Here is an 18,023-nt window from a genome sequence, read left to right on the forward strand (position 1 = left end):
ATGGGGAAGGGCCGCCTGCGTGGGGCCGTCATGACAAGCGTCGTGGCCTGCGCCACGTTGCTTTCGCTCGTGCTTGCGAGCGTGCCTGCGCGCGCCCAGACGGCGTTCGACCGGCCCGGCGGCGACTATTTCAACTCGCCGGTGACGTCAGGCGACCCCGAGGATTGTGCGCTGCTCTGCGAGCGTGACCGCCGCTGCCGTTCCTGGAGCTTCAACTATCCCGACGTCGAGGGCGGCTCGGCGGTGTGCTGGCTCAAGAATACGGTGCCGCCGCGTGTCCCTGGCAGCTGCTGCATTTCCGGCGTGCGTGGCGCCGGCGTGATCGAGCCGCGTATCGAGGGCGTGGAAACGTCGATCGATCGCCCCGGCGGCGACTTGCGCAATTTCGAGCTCAAGGACGGCGAAGGCGAAGAGGCTTGCAAGGCCGCCTGCACCGCCGACAACAAGTGCCGCGCCTTCACCTATGCCCGTCCTGGCTACACCGGGCGTGAAGCGCGCTGCTTTCTGAAAAAGGAAATCAAGCCGCCGCGCCGCAAGGCGGGCTTCACGTCGGGCGTGGTGAGATAGCGCGTAGCGCCTTCACGCGCAGCGAATCCAGCGACCCGCTCCTCAATTCGCCGCCGATACCAGCCTGTCCCCGCACGCATTCGCGTAGAACTTGCCGCCGCATTGGCGCTTGATGGCAGCGCAGCGCAACGCAGGAGACGCACTTTGCGGAACGTCGAAGCTGCAGCTCAGGCCGTCGGCGCTGCGGCCCATCTTGCCGGCGGCAAAGGCGGCGCTGGAGGCGGAGATGCAGACGACGATCAGGGCGGCAGTGGCGATTTCGATCAGCAGTCTCATGGGAATTTCCTCCACACTGATGGCTGATTTCATCCCCAATCTAGCACCGAATCCACGTTTCTCCGTATGCGTCCGGGTTCCCAAACCGGCCCGTTCCTTGCATAATTTTACGCCAGCGCAGTGCACGGCCGCATCAGCGATGGTTTCGGTCCGGATGCAAGACGCGTAGGGTTTAGTGGTGTTCTCGCGACCAGGAAGTGACGGCCTTGCAAGATCAATCGTTCCAGCCAAATTTTCCCGCCCCCGGCCAGCCGATCGACGAACTCGCGCTGACTGAGATCAAGGGCGCGATCCTGGCGAAGCTGCGCCTTGCCATCGGCAAGGACGCGGGCATGGCCACCAGGCACGACTGGTATCAGGCCGCGGCGCTGGCGCTGCGCGACCGCATCGTGCATCGCTGGCTCACGGCCGAGAAGCACAGCTACGATGCAGGCCGCAAGCGCGTCTATTATCTCTCGCTCGAATTCCTGATCGGCCGTCTCTTCACCGACGCGCTGAACAACATGGGCCTGCTCAAGATCTTCGAGGTCGCGCTCGGCGATCTCGGCGTATCGCTGCCTGAGCTCCGCAAATGCGAGCCGGATGCCGCGCTCGGCAATGGCGGCCTCGGCCGCCTCGCCGCCTGTTTCATGGAGAGCATGGCGACGCTGTCGATCCCCGCCATCGGCTACGGCATCCGCTACGATTACGGCCTGTTCCGCCAGATCATCAATCAGGGCTGGCAGCAGGAATATCCGGACGAATGGCTGAGCTTCGGCAATCCCTGGGAATTGCAGCGGCCCGAGGTGATCTATGACATCTTTTTCGGCGGCGGCGTCGAGCATGTCGACGACAAGGGCCGCGACCGCGCAATCTGGCATCCGGCCGAGACCGTGCAGGCGATCGCCTATGACACGCCGATCGTCGGCTGGCGCGGCCAGCACGTCAACGCGCTTCGCCTGTGGTCGGCGCGCTCGCCCGATCCATTGAAGCTCGACGCCTTCAACAAGGGCGACTATGTCAGCGCCAGCGCCGAGCAGTCGCGCGCGGAAGCCATCTGCAAATTCCTCTATCCGAACGACGAGAGCCCGGCCGGTCGCGAGCTGCGCCTGCGCCAGGAATATTTCTTCGTCTCGGCCTCGCTCCAGGATCTCGTCAAGCGACATCTGTCGTCCGACGGCCAGCTCCGCAGCCTGTCGTCCAAGGTCGCGGTGCAGCTCAACGACACCCATCCGAGCCTCGCGGTCACCGAGCTGATGCGCATCCTCGTCGACCTGCACAATTTCCGCTGGGACGAGGCCTGGAAGATCACGGTCGCCACCCTCTCCTATACGAACCACACGCTGCTGCCGGAAGCGCTGGAGACCTGGCCGGTCGAGTTGTTCGAGCGGCTGCTGCCGCGGCATCTCGAGATCATCTACCGCATCAACGTCCAGCATCTCGCGCTCGCCGAAGCGCGCGCCCCCGGCGACATCGATTTCCGTGCCTCGGTCTCGCTGATCGACGAGAAGAGCGGACGCCGCGTACGCATGGGCCAGCTCGCCTTCGTCGGCTCGCACCGCATCAACGGCGTCTCGGCGATGCATTCGGACCTGATGCGCGAGACCGTGTTCCACGATCTCAACCATCTCTATCCCGGCCGCATCACCAACAAGACCAACGGCATCACCTTCCGCCGCTGGCTGATGCTGGCGAATCCGAAGCTGACCGATTTGTTGCGCGAGACATGCGGCGATGCCGTGCTCGACGATCCGACCCAGCTCAGCCTGATCGAAGCCCGCGCCAGCGACGTCGAATTCCAGAAGAAGTTCCGCAGCGTCAAGCTTCACAACAAGACCGCACTTGCGCGCCTGATCGGCGAGCGGCTCGGCATCAAGGTCGATCCGACCGCGCTGTTCGACGTGCAGATCAAGCGCATTCACGAATACAAGCGCCAGCTCCTCAACGTGATCGAGACGGTGGCGCTGTACCAGGCGATGAAGGACGATCCCAACGGCAACTGGGTGCCGCGGGTGAAGATCTTCGCCGGCAAGGCGGCGGCGAGCTACCGCTACGCAAAATTGATCATCAAGCTGATCAACGACGTCGCGGAGGTCGTCAACAACGATCCCGCGATCGGCGGCAAGCTGAAGGTCGTCTTCCTGCCCGACTACAATGTCAGCCTTGCGGAGGTGATCATTCCCGCGGCCGATCTGTCCGAGCAGATCTCGACTGCCGGCATGGAGGCCTCCGGGACCGGCAACATGAAGCTGTCACTGAACGGCGCTCTCACCATCGGCACGCTCGATGGCGCCAACATCGAGATCCGCGACCATGTCGGCGCGGAGAACATCGCGATCTTCGGCATGGAGGCCGGCGACGTGATGATCCGCCGCAAGCAGGGGCTGGATGCCTCCGACGTGATCCGCAGTTCGCCCAAGCTCCAGCGCGCCATCAATGCGATCGGCACTGGGGAATTCTCGCCCGGCGATCCCGGCCGCTTCGAATCCATCGCGCACGCACTGCGCTATCTCGACCATTACATGGTCAGCGCCGATTTCGATTCCTATTACGAAGCGCAGCGCAGTGTCGACGCGCGCTGGCAGGTGGCGCCGGCCTGGACGCGCGCCTCCATCCTCAATGTCGCGCGCATGGCCTGGTTCTCCTCGGACCGCACCATCCGCGAATACGCCGAGGAAATCTGGAACGTGCCGGTCAATCCGACCACGCCGCTGCTGCCGGATCTGCGCGACGTCGCGGGCCGATTTTCCGCAACATGAAATCGGCGTTACGCCTCAGGTAATTGCGCAAGCCGGCGGCGGACGTGATATGACGTCCGTCATTGAAAGCCGGAAACAGCAATGCACGCCAAGCTCCCACACCCCTTCGACGACGCCACGCACATCAGCGCCGGTGACAGCAGCTGGCAGGGGCACACCAGCGACGACTACTGGGCCTTTGTAGGCCCGTTCGGCGGCGCCACCGCCGCGACCATCCTGCGCGCGCTGATCGACCATCCGGAGCGCGCCGGCGATCCGCTGGCGCTCACCGTCAATTATTGCGCGCCGATCGCGAAGGGGCCGTTTGACCTGGACGTGCGGCTGGTGAAGGCCAATCGCTCCAGCCAGCACTGGAGCGTCGAACTGTCGCAGGGTGGCGGAGAGGTCGCAACGCTTGCCACCGCCGTGTTCGCCGAGCGCCGGCCCTCCTGGGAGCACAGGGTGGCGACCTACCCCGACGCAAAGCCGTTCGAGCAGACGCTGCCGTTCCCGAAGATCGCAGCGTCCTGGGCCAACCAGTATGAATTTCGCTTCGTCGAGGGCGAGATGCGGATCGGTCCGCCGCAGGCGGAGCTCGCCGGCACCTATTCGAAAATCTGGATCAGCGACCGCACGCCGCGCAAGCTCGACATGCTGTCGCTGATGTCGATGTCGGACGCCTTCTTCGGCCGCATCTTCCACGCGCGCCGCGAGCTGGTGCCGTTCGGCACGGTGTCGCTGACGACGTATTTCCACACCGACAGCGAAGAGCTCGCGGCCGAAGAAATCACGCGCGTGCTCGCGACCGCCGATTCGAAGATCATGCACAAGAGCTACGCCGACCAGAACGCGGAGCTGTGGTCGCCGAACGGACGGCTGCTCGCGACCACGACGCAGATCGCGTACTTCAAGGCGTAGGTGCTTCCGCAGACTTGTCATTGCGAGCGTAGCGAAGCAATCCAGACTATCTCCGCGGATGGATCCTGGATTGCTTCGCTACGCTCGCAATCACGAGTGGAGAGAGTTCGCGCAAACAAACAAAAAGGGCGGCCTCGCGGCCGCCCTTTTGCATTTCAAGCGATGCGAACCTACTCCGCGGCCAGCTTCACGTCGGGAGCCGCCGCGCGGACTTCGGCGTCGACCTGGGCTTCGAACTTGGCAAAGTTCTTCTGGAACATGCCGACCAGCGCGCGGGCGGTCTTGTCGAACTCGTCCTTGTCCTTCCAGGTGTTGACCGGGTTCAGGATCTCGGCCGGCACGCCCGGCAGTGCGGTCGGGACGGCGAAGCCGAAATATTTGTCGGTGCGGAATTCGACGTTGCGAAGCGAGCCGTCGAGCGCGGCGGTGAGCAGCGCGCGCGTCACCTTGATCGGCATGCGCGAGCCCGTGCCGTACTTGCCGCCGGTCCAGCCGGTATTGACCAGCCAGCAGTCGACATTGTGCTGGGCGATGAGGTCGCGCAGCATGTTGCCATAGACGCTGGGGTCGAGCGGCAGGAAGGGCGAACCGAAGCAGGTCGAGAATTCCGGCTGCGGCTCGTTGCCGAGACCGCGCTCGGTGCCGGCGACCTTGGCGGTGTAGCCGGAGAGGAAGTGATACATCGCCTGCGCCGGCGAGAGCTTTGCGATCGGCGGCAGCACGCCGAAGGCATCGGCGGCGAGCATCACCACGTTCTTCGGCTGCGGCGCGCGGCCGGTGCGCGATGCGTTCGGGATGAAGTCGAGCGGGTACGCGGAGCGCGTGTTCTCGGTCTTGGAGCCGTCGTCGAAATCGACGACGCGGGTGTCCTCGTCGAGCACGCAGTTCTCGAGCACCGCGCCGAAGCGCGTCGACGCCGCGAAAATCTCCGGCTCGGCTTCCTGTGACAGCTTGATGCACTTGGCGTAGCAGCCGCCCTCGAAGTTGAAGACGCCGTTCGGGCCCCAGCCATGCTCGTCGTCACCGATCAGCGTGCGGTTCGGATCGGCCGACAGCGTGGTCTTGCCGGTGCCGGACAGGCCGAAGAAGATCGCGGTGTCGCCATTGGCGCCGACATTGGCCGAGCAGTGCATCGGCATCACGCCGCGCTCGGGCAGATAGTAGTTCAGCGTGGTGAAGACCGACTTCTTCATCTCGCCGGCATAATAAGACCCGCCGATCAGGACGATCTTGCGGGCGAAATCGATCGCGACGACATTCTCCGACTTGCAGCCGTGGCGTTTGGGATCGGCGCGGAAGCTCGGCATGTCGATGATGGTGAGCTCGGGCGTGAAGCTCGGCAGCTCGACCGCCTCGGGGCGGATCAGCAGCGTACGGATGAACAGCGAGTGCCAGGCGAGCTCGGTGAAGACGCGGGTCTTGATCCGGTAGGCCGGATCGGCGCCACCATAGAGGTCCTGCGCGAACAGGCTCTTGCCTTCAGCGTGCTTGAGGAAGTCCTGGTAGAGCGTCTCGAACTGTTCGGCGGTGATCGACTGGTTGCCCGCCCACCACATCTTCTTGTCGGTGGTGGCGTCACGCACCGTGAACTTGTCCTTCGGGCTGCGGCCGGTGAACTCACCGGTGTCGGCGCAAAGCGAACCGTCGGCGGACAGCACCGCCTCGCCCGCGGAAAGCGAGTGTTGATAGAGTTGCGGCGCGCCGAGGTTCCAGTGAACCTGTTTGAGATTCCTTAAGCCGAATTTGTCGGCGCCGAAGGCACCGTTGCGCACGCCCGTCTCTTGCACGAAAAATCCTCCTAGAACCCGCGACACTCAGCGCGACCCAGCTTTGGCGCCATCGCGGTCACCGTGAATTACAGGCCGTCCGGCCTCGGTTGAACGACGTAATAATGGTGAACGCTGGCGTTGCCAAGCCGATCCCGCAGGATTTGGTTTATTCAAGGACCGCGCCAAACGCCGCGCATGTCAGCTCTGAGCGGACACTTCAAAAAAACACGAATGGTCGCGCAACCAAATGCGCAATTCGGCGTTTCCTCTGGTTATTGCGACGCACAATCCCGGACCGTCCTATCGTACCTCGCCTTCGCCGATGAGCGCGAACGGCCCCCACATCGCGGGATAGGCGTTGCGCGGCGACGAGGTGTCATCAACGTACGTTAACATCGCGCGGCGCAGGGCTTCGGCACGGCCGATTTTTGGTTCGTTCTTGAGCAGCTCGAAAGTCGACGTGGTCAAGCGGGTGGCAGCTTCCGAATCCACTGCCCAATGCGAGACCAGCAACGCACGCGCACCCGCGTAGAAGAACGAGCGCGCCAGCCCCGACAGGGCCTCGGCGCCGGGCTTGTCGCCGGCGATGGTGTTGCAAGCCGACAGCACGACCCAATCCGCGTTGAGCTTGAGCTGAGCGACTTCACTCGCCGTGAGCAGGCCGTCATCCAGCTCCGTCGGCCGATCGGGAATGGAGAGCGCGAGCGAGGGCTCGCCCAATCCCTTGATATCGCCGGCAACGAGACCGTGGGTGGCAAAGTAGATGACGCTGTATTGAGCAAGCGCTGCACGCTTCAGCGTCGTTTCGCTGGCATCGCGCCCGAGATGGATGTCGGCCTCGGCCGCGCCGACATCCTTTGCCACGGCGTTCAACTCGTCCGCGGTGTCCGGCAGTTGCGGCAGCGCCTGCGCAAGCCGCGCGCGATCGACGCCGGCACCGCGCCAAAAATCGCTATAGGCAATTGTTGCAATGTTGCGTGCCGCGACCTTGCCGCTTGCAGCGCGACGATCGGCCGGCCCTTCCAGCACAGGATTGAACACGGGATCGCCAAAGCCGGTCATCGGCTTCACGCCTTGCTCCCGACGCGCGAAGCCACGTAGCGATTTCAGGCTTACCACAGAAGGCAGCACCGACACCGCCTGACGCCGCAACAGCCAGGCGGCACTGCGATAGCCTTCGAGTGTGTCCGGGATCGCAGCTTGCGGCGTCTCCGTGACAAGCAGATGAAACGGCAGCGCCGTCAGCGCCGCCGACGGCACCACCAGCAGGTTGCGCTTGTCCTTCGTCAGCGCTTCGACCGGGCCGAGCAGCGCGACATAAAGCTCGTTGGCGAGCGCGAGATCGAACAATCCCGATTTGCCGGAGGCATCGCGCGCCTTGCCGACATCGAGCCCCTTGCGGAAGGCAGTCACCTTCCGCGTCAGCGCGTCCGCGCCCAGCGGAATCTCCCTCCAGTCGACACCTTCGCGCGTGATCGCGACGACATAGCTCTGCTTGTCGACGACGGAGTAGAGCACCATCGCCTCGTCGGGCAACAGCAATGGCTGGATGTCCCTTACCGCCAACGGCAGGGGATTGGAGAGCGACGCGTACTCGGGAAACTCGACCGCGAGCGTCTTCTGCAAGCCCGTGCGCTCGTTCGCTATCGCCGCGATCCGCACGCGGCTGCGCTGCTCCGCCGCGACGTCGCGCTGGGCCGATTGCTTCGACACCGCGGTGATGATCGCCTTGTCGAGCGCCTCTGACTCGGCCGCAAGATCCTGGTCCCGGCGCACGAGCTCGGCGAGCCGGTCGCTGCCGGCAGCAAGGCGCACGGCCAGCTTGTTCACGGCGGATGCGGCGGAGGATTGCGTGCCGCGCTGGATCGCGGCGAGCGCCTCGTCCAGCGCCTTGTCGTCAGCCAGCAGATGCTGCTGTCGCGCGGCGAACAGAACCGGCAGCACGACGCGCAGCTGCGCGCGATTGTCCGCAAGCGTCCTTTCCGCGAGCGGCAGCGCGTCGGCGCTGCGCCCGGATATGTAGAGGAAATATGCGAGATTGCTGGTCGAGATCGCAACGTCCGGATGATCGGGACCGAGCGCACGTTCGCGGATCGACAGCGCACGGCGATAGAGCGGCTCCGCGTCGGCATAGCGCTGCTGATGCTCGTAGAGACCGGCGAGATTGTTCAGCGAGCGCGCGACGTCGGGATGATCCGGTCCCAGCACCTTTTCGCGGATCGCGAGCGAGCGCCTGATCGGCGCCTCGGCAACCGCATCGCGGTTGAGGTCGCGATCGAGCTGGCCGATGTTGTTCAGGATCGTGGCGACCGCCGGATGTTCGGGCCCCGCGGCCTTCTGGTAGATCGCGAGCGCACGCTGTAACTACGGCTCGGCTTCGGCCTGACGCTGCTGCTTCACATAGTAGGTGGCGAGATTGTTGAGGGACTGACCGACGTCGGGATGCTCGCGCGACAGCGCCTTCTCGCGAACGGCGAGCGCACGCTTGAACAGCGGCTCGGCCTCTGCAAAGCGACTCTGCCTCTGATAGAGCGCGGCGAGGTTGTTCAGCACCGGTGCGATCTCGACGCTGTCGAGGCCGGTCCCCTTCTCCATCAATGCAATGGCGCGCTTGTAGAGCGGCTCGGCCTGGTCGTCGTGGCCCTGGTCGGCGTAGATCTGCGCAAGGTTGTTGAGCGCGCCCGCGAGATCACGATTGTTGGTGGTCTTCTCGAGAGACGCCACCATGGCCTGCGCCAGCGGCAGCGCTTCCGAATATTTTCCGGCGCTTCTGAGTGCGTTGATTCGCGCGCTCTCCGCGGCGAGACCTTTCTGGGCAATGCTGGGCGTGGCAAGCGATGCGGTGATTGCGAGCGCCAAACCCGCAACCAGCGTCAAACGACGGCGTGTCATGAACCCTCTCGCTGCCGACTTCGAACCATTACGGTCTTGGGTCGCAGCGATGGGATGCAGCGTTCAAATTGTTGCGCGCTAGTCCACCTTCGCGCGCGCTTCGCCAGCAAGGCGGACCAGCATCTTGCGCAGCGACGTGCCGTCAGTCACCCGCTCCGGGAAGTCCAGCCGCAGCGCCGTATGGCCATCCTGCATGTCGAGGCCTTCGGGGTCGCAGCCGGTGCAGCGCCAGTCGCCTTCCGCTGCCCCGAGAAGCTTTGTTGCGTAGAGGCCCATGGCGTCGCGGTGGTCGGCATTCATATGGGCGACCGCCCCCTCCTCCGCCGCCAGCAGATCCTCGGCGCCGGTGAGATCCGTAAGGAACTGTTCGGGCTTGAGATCGACGATCCGGCCGAAGCCGGCGACCAGATGGGCTCCCGTGGGCTGAATTCTGAAGAAAGAGAAATCCTTAAACGAAACAAAGGCTTCGGCCGATGGATGGGCATTGAGATACCGTCGCTGGAGCAGATCCTTGCCCGCATCGGCCTGTTCCGCCCGGCCGGACAGCATGATCCGGGCGCCCTCCAGCGGATCGCCGGCCGCGCGTTCGTCCAGCATCAGGGAGACCCGGTTATCTGCCAGGATGTTCCTGGTGTGCACGGCCAAGCCCGAGATCAGCAGGATCGGCGAGCCGTCGGGGTGGCTCGCCAGGTTGACCAGGGAACAATAGGGATCGCCGGAGCCCACCATCAGTGTCGCCAGCGCACCCTGCCGCGACCGTCGCAGCAGCGATTTGGCAAGCTTTCCGGGGTCGAAATCGGGGGTCGGTTGCATGGGCTTTCTCGGGTCAGGTGGTTGCAAGGGAGGTCTTTTTTCGGGTAAACGGGGGTCAGGTTATGGGTCGAAACGCGGCGAATCTGCCGCGTTTCGTGGAACTTGGTCACACTTCAGCCCAGCTTGCATTGCTCGGTGACAAGGTTCGACTGCCGACTTCGGCACCCATGTATGCGGCGCATCAGTGGATTGCTCGCCGTTTTAAGCCACGACCCAAACGGAAAGCAGAAAGCAGAGGCTCATGCCCACAATCGCTTTGGTCGACGACGACCGCAACATTCTCACATCCGTCTCGATCGCGCTGGAAGCCGAAGGCTACCGCATCATGACCTACACCGACGGCGCCTCCGCGCTCGACGGTTTCCGCACGACCCAACCCGATCTTGCCATCCTCGACATCAAGATGCCGCGCATGGACGGCATGGAGACGTTGCGCCGGCTGCGGCAGAAATCCGACCTGCCGGTGATCTTCCTGACCTCCAAGGACGAAGAGATCGACGAGCTGTTCGGCCTCAAGATGGGCGCCGACGACTTCATCCGCAAACCGTTCTCGCAGCGCCTGCTGGTGGAGCGCGTCAAGGCCGTGCTGCGCCGCTCGGCGCCGAAGGACCCGACCGTCGCGCCGAAGGAGAACGACGCCAAGGCGCTCGACCGCGGCCTGCTGCGCATGGATCCCGAACGGCATACGTGCACCTGGAAGAACGAGCCGGTGACGCTGACCGTCACCGAATTCCTGATCCTCCAGGCGCTCGCGACGCGGCCCGGCGTGGTGAAGAGCCGCAACGCGCTGATGGACGCCGCCTATGACGACCAGGTCTATGTCGACGACCGCACCATCGACAGCCACATCAAGCGGCTGCGCAAGAAGTTCAAGGTGGTCGACAACGAGTTCGAGATGATCGAGACGCTCTACGGCGTCGGCTACCGCTTCAAGGAAGCCTGAGGCTCACGCGCCTTCACGAAAGACTGAGAGCATCGCCGGTTCTGATTCCATCGGGACCGGGATGGCTCTAGGATGCGAGGACCCTTCGCACGAGATGTCCTAACGCGGGCGTAAGCATTGCTTGACCGAACGCAGCCTGACGAGAACCAGAACGCCGGGGATGTCGCATCCGACGGCGTTTCGGAGCACGTCGCCGACGGCAAGCCGGCCACGCAAGGCTGGCGGCCGTTCTCCTGGCTGACGCGCGCCGGTCAGTATTTCTTCGCGCTCTCCTTCTCGAGCCTGACCCGCCGCATCGTCTCGCTCAACCTCGCCGGCCTCGTCGCGCTGGTCGCGAGCATTCTCTATCTGTCGCAATTCCGCGCCGGCCTGATCGACGCGCGTGCGCAGAGCCTGCTGGTGCAGGCCGAGATCATCGCCGGTGCAATCGGAGCGTCGGCGACCGTGCAGACCAACGCGATCACGGTAGATCCTGACCGGCTGCTCGATCTGAAGCTGGGCGACAGCTATGGCGAATCCGACGATTATTCGGCACTGAATTTCCCGATCAGCCCTGAGCGCGTGGCGCCCGTGCTGCGCACGCTGATCTCGCCGACCAAGACCCGCGCACGGATATTCGATCCCAACGGAACGGTGCTGCTCGACAGCCGCGACCTCGAGAACGTGCTGATCTTCCCGTTGCCGCCGCCATCGCAGAAGCCTGGCGTGATCGAGCGCGGCCTGACCTCGGTGCGTCTCTGGATCAACCGCGGTGACTTGCCGCTGTATCGCGAACTCGGGCGCGAGAACGGCAACGGCTATGCGGAAGTGAGCGACGCGCTCCAGGGCCAGAAGCGTTCGATGGTGCGGGTCAATTCGCGCGGCGAGGTGATCGTCTCGGTCGCAGTCCCCGTGCTGCGCTCGCGCGCCATCCACGGCGCCCTGATGCTATCGACACAGGGCGACGACATCGACCAGATGGTCACCGCCGAGCGCCTGGCGATCCTGAAGGTCGGCGGCGTCGCTGCCGCGGTCATGATCATGCTGTCGCTGCTGCTCGCCAGCACGATCGCAGGTCCGGTGCGCCGGCTCGCCGACAGCGCCGAGCGCGTCCGCCGCCGCATCAAGGCCCGCATCGAGATTCCCGACTTCACCCGGCGCCGCGACGAAATCGGTCACCTTTCCGGCGCGCTGCGCGACATGACCAGCGCGCTCTACAGCCGCATCGAGGCGATCGAGATGTTCGCCGCCGATGTCGCGCATGAATTGAAGAACCCGCTGACCTCGCTGCGCTCCGCGGTCGAGACGCTGCCGCTGGCGCGCAACGAAAACAGCCGCGCGCGCCTGCTCGAGGTGATCGAGCATGACGTCAAGCGGCTCGACCGCCTCATCTCCGACATCTCCGACGCCAGCCGCCTCGACGCCGAATTGCAGCGCCAGGATGCGGTCCCGGTCGACCTGCGCCGCCTGCTGACGACGCTCGTATCCGTCGCCAATGAAACCAAGCTAGGCCATGACGTCGCGGTCGAAACGCGCTTCGAGGGCCGCAGCGCGACCGACACGTTCTCCGTGACAGGCCACGATTCACGGCTCGGGCAGGTGGTCTCCAACCTGCTCTCCAATGCGCAATCCTTCTCGGAAGCCGGCAGCAAGGTACGCCTCACCTGCCGCCGCGTCCGCTCCGAGATCGAGATCGTGGTCGACGACGATGGCCCCGGCATCCGCGACGACGCGCTGGAGCGCATCTTCGAGCGCTTCTACACCGACCGTCCGCACCAGGGCTTTGGCCAGAACTCCGGCCTCGGCCTGTCGATCTCCAAGCAGATCGTCGATGCCCATGGCGGACGCATCTGGGCCGAGAACCGTCCGGGCCCGGCGGACGAGGACGGCGCGCCGACGGCAGCGGGTGCGCGTTTCGTGGTGAGGCTGCCGGCGCTATGAGCGACGCTGGCCCCAGCGTTCACGCCTCCGCAGTCAAGGTCGGGAATCTGGCGGTGCTGATCCGCGGGCCCTCGGGCTCCGGCAAGTCGCGCCTTGCCTTCGATTTGATCATGGCGGGACGCGCCGGCGTGGTCGAAAGGACCGTTCTGGTCGGCGATGACCGTGTCCATCTGGCGACAGTCGGCCATGAAATTGAAGTCCGCCCCAGTAGGATACTGGCCGGCCTGATCGAGATTCGGGGACTGGGAATCCGCCGCTGCGACTTCGTGGAGCATGCGACCGTCGGCCTCGTGGTCGATCTGGACGCCGCCGACGCGGAACGCCTGCCTGCCGCGAAATCGCTGAAAACAAGCATTTCCGGTGTGGAAATACCGCGAATCGCTGTCCCCCGCGACTATTCGCCCCTCCCTTTGGTTGTCGCGGCCTTGACCACTACCAAGAGTTCATCTTCCGTTAACCCTTCAGGCGATTGTTTGAAGGGAAATGGTAACCATATGAACCCCACTATCGCGACCGAATAGACCGGCGCAGCTCCCCTCATCCATCCGTCTAGATTCAGGGAGATACGCAACATCCCCTCTTGCGCGGGGGCTCTGGATGGTCAAAGTGGCGCGTTCGTGCGGTGCACCAAAAGCGCCCGCGAGGAGTTTTCCGATGATTGGTCTAGTACTTGTGACCCACGGGCGCCTTGCCGACGAATTCAAGGCGGCGCTTGAACATGTCATGGGCCCACAAAAGCAAATCGAAGCGATCACGATCGGTGCCGAAGATGATTCCGATCTCTGCCGAAGCGATATCATCGAGGCGGTCAACCGCGTCGATTCCGGCGACGGCGTTGCGATCCTCACCGACATGTTCGGCGGCACGCCGTCCAACCTTGCGATTTCCTGCATGAGCCGGCCCAAGGTCGAAGTGCTTGCGGGCATCAACCTTCCCATGCTGGTGAAGCTTGCCAAGGTGCGCGAGGAGCGTCCGCTGCCCGACGCGATCGCGATGGCCCAGGAAGCGGGCCGCAAATACGTCACCATCGCCAGCCGCGTGCTCGCCGGCAAATGAGCGACGACGCGCCGCAAGCGGGGACTGGCGTGCCCGCGGGCGCGATCTCCAAAGAGCTTCTGATCGTCAACAAGCGCGGCCTGCATGCCCGCGCCTCGGCGAAATTCGTCCAGGCGGTGGAACGCTTCAACGCGCAGGTGTGGGTGACGCGCGGCGGCGAGACCGTCGGCGGCACCTCGATCATGGGCCTGATGATGCTCGCGGCAGGACCAGGCACGACGATCACCGTCGCCGCGGCGGGCGCTGAAGCGGAAGCCGCGCTTGCGGCGATCACGGAACTCGTTGAAAGCAAGTTCAACGAGGAGGGGATTTAGCGCTTTGCGGCGCTCGGTCACTTCGCCGGCGGCGCGATGTAGATGTTCCAGCTCGTCGCTGGTCCCGCCTTGCCGTGAATGAAGCGGCGCGTCGTCATCACGATGCGCTCGGCATTCGGGGCAGTCTCCGACACCCATTTCTCGAACGCCGGCAGGCGGCCGTCGGTCGGATCGAATACGCCGATGAAGCCGTATCTCTTGACGTCATCGCGCGAGGTCAGCCCGGAGTCCCAGGCTTCGAGCGGCAGCAACGCGGAAGGGTGATCCGGGCTGTAGAACACCAGCGGCTGGATCTGTTCCATGGTGCCGGCGACGACCGCCCAGCGCGAGCCGAACCGCGTGTGCCAGGCCTGCGTCAACTCGCGCGCCAATTCCGAACGCGCGCCATACGTCGCAGTGTTGCCGGCGTTGGCCGTCATCTCGCGCGCGGCGATCCAGGGCGAGGCGGCGAGCGTGGCCACACTGAGCACGAGCCAGATCGCGGCGATGTTGAACAGGGCCGCACTCTGCACCCGCAACGCCGGGATCGCGACCAGCGCCAAGGGCACCAGGAAGAACAGCGAGATGCCCCAATCGGTCTTCATGTAGATGCTGAAGGCCAGCGCGCCGAGCGGCGGGCCGACCGCGACGATGATCTGGATGATCCAGACATTCAGCGCCTGCGAGACATTGACGCCGGAATTGGGACCGCGCGCCCAGGCGCGCGTGATGATGCGTAACGGTGCCCGCAGCAACAGCGTGAACCAATGCGGCACCAGCGCCATTGCGAGCCCGGCCAGCGCCACCGGCAACGCCAGCAGCGCGAAATTATGCAGCACGTAGCCGGTCACGAGTTGATGCAGGAGACCGTCATCATGGAGGCTGTAGGTGTCGCCGGCATAGGTCAGCGGCACGAAATGCACATCCGCCAGCCAGACGATGTGCGGGATCATCGCCACGACCATCGTCACGATCGCCACCCACGGCGCCGGCGACAGCAGGAATCGCAGCCGATCCGGATGGATCAGCGCGGCAAGGCCGATGGCGCCGATCATGGTGAGCACCCAGTATTTGGTCATCAGCGCCAGCGCACCGGCGAGGCCGAGCCAGATGCCGGATCGCCACGTCCGCTTCTCGAAGGCGTTGAGATAGGCGAGCACGAGCAGCGGCAGCGTGACGAGCTGGAGCAGGTCCGGGTTGTATTTGAAACCCTTGAAATTGAAGATCGGGTAGAGCGCGATCATCACCACGACCAGAAACGCGCGCCTTGCGTCCACGACGCGCAAGCTCAGCAGCCAGCAGATCACCATACCGACGCCGACGGTCGCCATCGCGAGCGCATAGGTCGCCCAGTCCGCGGCCGGGAACACCATGAACCAGAGGCCGGCGACCCAGCCCGACAGCGGCGGGTGCTTGCCGTAGCCCCACAGGAATTTCTGGCCCCAGCCATAGGCTTCTGCGACGTCCATGTGAACGTCCTGCGCCGCCTTGAGATTGATCAGGATGAAGGTCCAGAGCACCGCATGCAGGATCGCGAGCTGGATCACCAGCCAGAGGCGCGCCTCCGGCCGGGTCGCGCTGGCAACCAGCCAGGCCCGGAAGCGATTGGTGCTCACCCGGGCTTTTACGCGTGTTCGGGCGGAGGGGATCGAGGTCGTGGACATGGGGCGTTGCGTAGCGCGTTTTGGCCCCGCGTGGAATCAGCTTGGCGTGAAGAATGGCCCTGAAAATACAGCAATATGGTTGCCGCACGGGGATGTGAGTGGTATCCCGCGCCCATGACGACCGCCCCCATTTCCAACATCCGCAATTTCTCCATCGTCGCCCATATCGACCATGGCAAATCGACGCTGGCCGACCGTCTGATCCAGATGACCGGCGGCCTCTCCGACCGCGAAATGGCGGGCAAGGAGCAGGTGCTCGATTCCATGGACATCGAGCGCGAGCGCGGCATCACCATCAAGGCGCAGACGGTGCGCCTCCAGTACCGCGCCAAGGACGGCAAGGATTACATCTTCAACCTGATGGACACGCCCGGCCATGTCGACTTCGCCTACGAAGTCTCGCGGTCGCTGGCGGCCTGCGAGGGTTCCCTGCTGGTGGTCGACGCCAGCCAGGGCGTCGAAGCGCAGACGCTCGCCAACGTCTACCAGGCGCTCGACAACAATCACGAGATCGTCCCGGTCCTGAACAAGGTCGACCTTCCCGCGGCCGAGCCCGAGAAGATCAAGCAGCAGATCGAGGACGTCATCGGCATCGATGCCTCCGACGCGGTGATGATCTCGGCCAAGACCGGCCTCGGCGTCCCCGACGTGCTGGAAGCCATCGTCACCCGCCTGCCGCCGCCGAAAGGCGACCGCGATGCGACGCTGAAGGCGCTGCTGGTCGACAGCTGGTACGACGTCTATCTCGGCGTCGTCGTCCTGATCCGCGTCGTCGACGGCGTCATGAAGAAGGGCAGCCGCGTCCGCATGATGGGCACCGGCGCGGCCTACGACGTCGAGCGGGTCGGCTTCTTCACGCCGAAGATGCAGCAGGTCGACGAGCTCGGTCCCGGCGAGATCGGCTTCATCACCGCCGCGATCAAGGAAGTCGCGGACACCCGCGTCGGCGACACCATCACCGACGACCGGAAGCCGGTCACCGACATGCTGCCGGGCTTCAAGCCGGCGATCCCGGTCGTGTTCTGCGGCCTGTTCCCGGTCGACGCCGACGACTTCGAGACGCTGCGCGGTGCGATGGGCAAGCTGCGCCTCAACGATGCCAGCTTCTCCTTCGAGATGGAAACGTCCGCTGCGCTCGGTTTCGGCTTCCGCTGCGGCTTCCTCGGCCTGCTGCATCTGGAGATCATCCAGGAGCGGCTGTCGCGCGAGTTCGATCTCAACCTGATCGCGACCGCGCCGAGCGTCATCTACAAGATGAAGCTCAACGATGGCTCCGAGATCGAGATCCACAATCCCGTCGACATGCCCGACGTCGTCAAGATCGCCGAGATCGAGGAGCCCTGGATCGAGGCGACGATCATGACGCCCGACGAATATCTCGGCAGCGTGCTGAAGCTGTGCCAGGACCGCCGCGGCTCGCAGAAGGAGCTGACCTATGTCGGCTCCCGCGCCATGGTGAAATACGACCTGCCGCTCAACGAGGTCGTGTTCGACTTCTACGACCGCCTGAAGTCGGTCTCCAAGGGCTACGCCTCGTTCGACTATCATCTCACCGACTACAAGCCGGCCGACCTCGTCAAGATGCAGATCCTGGTCAATGCCGAGCCGGTCGATGCGCTCTCCATGCTGGTCCACCGCACCCGCGCGGAAGGGCGCGGCCGTGCCATGGTCGAGAAGATGAAGGAGCTGATCCCGCCGCACATGTTCCAGATCCCGATCCAGGCGGCGATCGGCGGCAAGGTGATCGCCCGCGAAACCGTCCGCGCGCTGCGCAAGGACGTCACCGCGAAGTGCTACGGCGGCGACATCACGCGTAAACGCAAGCTTCTGGAGAAGCAGAAGGAAGGCAAGAAGAAGATGCGGCAGTTCGGCAAGGTCGACATCCCGCAGGAAGCCTTCATTGCCGCGCTGAAGGTGGATAGCTGAGGCACCGTCGCCGGCCGCACGAGCCCCGCCTCAAACAAAAACGCGAAAACAACCCCATGCACAGTAGCCACCCCTTGGCGGCATTACGTTTTCCGATTTACAGAATTCGATTTGACGCGTCGGGCAAAACACTGGCAGAATGTCATTATGGCAGCGGGTGTAAGGCAGACAGGCATCAGCACGCGCCATCTCGACCGCGGTTGATCGATAGCCTCTGATTCCGATATCCAGGCGAGACATCAGGGTCCGATTACGCCAGCTTCTGGCGT

Annotated in this window: 13 protein-coding genes and 1 pseudogene; 9 read left to right on the forward strand and 5 right to left on the reverse strand. The window is 64.3% G+C overall.

The features are described from left to right. Positions 1 to 567: a PAN domain-containing protein gene (locus JQ627_RS18800; RefSeq protein WP_212485643.1), complete on the forward strand. Its 567-nt coding sequence runs from the start codon at positions 1 to 3 to the stop codon at positions 565 to 567. A 42-nt stretch (positions 568 to 609) separates the two neighbouring features. On the opposite strand, the gene JQ627_RS18805 is transcribed toward JQ627_RS18800, so the two are convergent. Further along, positions 610 to 843: a hypothetical protein gene (locus JQ627_RS18805; protein ID WP_212485644.1), complete on the reverse strand. Its 234-nt coding sequence runs from the start codon at positions 841 to 843 to the stop codon at positions 610 to 612. Positions 844 to 1,049: 206 nt separating this feature from the next. Here JQ627_RS18805 and JQ627_RS18810 point away from each other — a divergent pair, with 206 nt between their 5' ends. After that, entirely contained in the window at positions 1,050 to 3,581 is a 2,532-nt protein-coding gene (locus JQ627_RS18810; protein ID WP_212485645.1) for a glycogen/starch/alpha-glucan phosphorylase, read from the forward strand. 81 nt (positions 3,582 to 3,662) lie between these two features. After that, entirely contained in the window at positions 3,663 to 4,478 is an 816-nt protein-coding gene (locus JQ627_RS18815) for an acyl-CoA thioesterase II (protein WP_212485646.1), read from the forward strand. A 170-nt stretch (positions 4,479 to 4,648) separates the two neighbouring features. On the opposite strand, the gene JQ627_RS18820 is transcribed toward JQ627_RS18815, so the two are convergent. From JQ627_RS18820 to JQ627_RS18830, 3 genes and pseudogenes are all read right to left on the reverse strand, one after another. Then, positions 4,649 to 6,265 carry a phosphoenolpyruvate carboxykinase gene (locus JQ627_RS18820; protein WP_212485647.1) on the reverse strand — a complete coding sequence of 539 codons (1,617 nt, stop codon included), beginning with the start codon at positions 6,263 to 6,265 and terminating at the stop codon, positions 4,649 to 4,651. Between the two features lie 282 nt (positions 6,266 to 6,547). After that, positions 6,548 to 9,139, reverse strand: a pseudogene (locus tag JQ627_RS18825) (CHAT domain-containing tetratricopeptide repeat protein). Between the two features lie 78 nt (positions 9,140 to 9,217). After that, positions 9,218 to 9,952 (reverse strand): HugZ family protein, encoded by a 735-nt coding sequence (locus tag JQ627_RS18830; protein WP_212485648.1) that lies wholly within the window; start codon positions 9,950 to 9,952, stop codon positions 9,218 to 9,220. Positions 9,953 to 10,193: 241 nt separating this feature from the next. Here JQ627_RS18830 and JQ627_RS18835 point away from each other — a divergent pair, with 241 nt between their 5' ends. The 5 genes from JQ627_RS18835 to JQ627_RS18855 all read left to right on the forward strand — a co-directional run bounded on the left by JQ627_RS18835 (position 10,194) and on the right by JQ627_RS18855 (position 14,185). Beyond that, the gene (locus JQ627_RS18835; protein WP_008542552.1) at positions 10,194 to 10,895 is read left to right on the forward strand and encodes a response regulator transcription factor; all 702 of its coding nucleotides are present in this window, start codon (positions 10,194 to 10,196) and stop codon (positions 10,893 to 10,895) included. 117 nt (positions 10,896 to 11,012) lie between these two features. Then, positions 11,013 to 12,815, forward strand: a complete 1,803-nt coding sequence (locus JQ627_RS18840) for a sensor histidine kinase (protein WP_212485649.1) — start codon at positions 11,013 to 11,015, stop codon at positions 12,813 to 12,815. After that, on the forward strand, positions 12,812 to 13,336 hold the full coding sequence (locus JQ627_RS18845; RefSeq protein ID WP_212485650.1) for an HPr kinase/phosphorylase: 525 nt from the start codon (positions 12,812 to 12,814) through the stop codon (positions 13,334 to 13,336). The genes JQ627_RS18840 and JQ627_RS18845 overlap by 4 nt, the downstream gene beginning before the upstream one ends. Positions 13,337 to 13,469: 133 nt before the next feature. Beyond that, positions 13,470 to 13,871, forward strand: coding sequence for a PTS sugar transporter subunit IIA (locus tag JQ627_RS18850; protein WP_007597752.1), 402 nt, complete (start codon positions 13,470 to 13,472; stop codon positions 13,869 to 13,871). Then, positions 13,868 to 14,185 (forward strand): HPr family phosphocarrier protein, encoded by a 318-nt coding sequence (locus tag JQ627_RS18855; protein WP_212485651.1) that lies wholly within the window; start codon positions 13,868 to 13,870, stop codon positions 14,183 to 14,185. Before JQ627_RS18850 ends, JQ627_RS18855 begins: the two co-directional genes overlap by 4 nt. A 17-nt stretch (positions 14,186 to 14,202) precedes the next feature. Here the strand turns inward: JQ627_RS18855 and JQ627_RS18860 are convergent, their stop codons facing one another. Then, entirely contained in the window at positions 14,203 to 15,828 is a 1,626-nt protein-coding gene (locus JQ627_RS18860) for a glycosyltransferase family 39 protein (protein ID WP_212485652.1), read from the reverse strand. Positions 15,829 to 15,942: 114 nt separating this feature from the next. Here JQ627_RS18860 and lepA point away from each other — a divergent pair, with 114 nt between their 5' ends. Next, positions 15,943 to 17,754, forward strand: a complete 1,812-nt coding sequence (gene lepA / locus JQ627_RS18865; protein ID WP_212485653.1) for a translation elongation factor 4 — start codon at positions 15,943 to 15,945, stop codon at positions 17,752 to 17,754. Positions 17,755 to 18,023: the final 269 nt, after the last annotated feature.

This window comes from Bradyrhizobium liaoningense, assembly GCF_018130785.1.
GTDB classification, from domain to species: domain Bacteria; phylum Pseudomonadota; class Alphaproteobacteria; order Rhizobiales; family Xanthobacteraceae; genus Bradyrhizobium; species Bradyrhizobium liaoningense_A.

Bases quoted from the DNA above. Each gene is read 5' to 3' on its own strand.
- JQ627_RS18800 (WP_212485643.1), top strand. From the start codon at position 1: ATGGGGAAGGGCCGCCTGCGTGGGGCCGTCATGACAAGCGTCGTGGCC.
- JQ627_RS18805 (WP_212485644.1), bottom strand. From the start codon at position 843: ATGAGACTGCTGATCGAAATCGCCACTGCCGCCCTGATCGTCGTCTGC.
- JQ627_RS18815 (WP_212485646.1), top strand. From the start codon at position 3,663: ATGCACGCCAAGCTCCCACACCCCTTCGACGACGCCACGCACATCAGC.
- JQ627_RS18830 (WP_212485648.1), bottom strand. From the start codon at position 9,952: ATGCAACCGACCCCCGATTTCGACCCCGGAAAGCTTGCCAAATCGCTG.
- JQ627_RS18835 (WP_008542552.1), top strand. From the start codon at position 10,194: ATGCCCACAATCGCTTTGGTCGACGACGACCGCAACATTCTCACATCC.
- JQ627_RS18845 (WP_212485650.1), top strand. From the start codon at position 12,812: ATGAGCGACGCTGGCCCCAGCGTTCACGCCTCCGCAGTCAAGGTCGGG.
- JQ627_RS18850 (WP_007597752.1), top strand. From the start codon at position 13,470: ATGATTGGTCTAGTACTTGTGACCCACGGGCGCCTTGCCGACGAATTC.
- JQ627_RS18855 (WP_212485651.1), top strand. From the start codon at position 13,868: ATGAGCGACGACGCGCCGCAAGCGGGGACTGGCGTGCCCGCGGGCGCG.
- JQ627_RS18860 (WP_212485652.1), bottom strand. From the start codon at position 15,828: ATGTCCACGACCTCGATCCCCTCCGCCCGAACACGCGTAAAAGCCCGG.
- lepA (WP_212485653.1), top strand. From the start codon at position 15,943: ATGACGACCGCCCCCATTTCCAACATCCGCAATTTCTCCATCGTCGCC.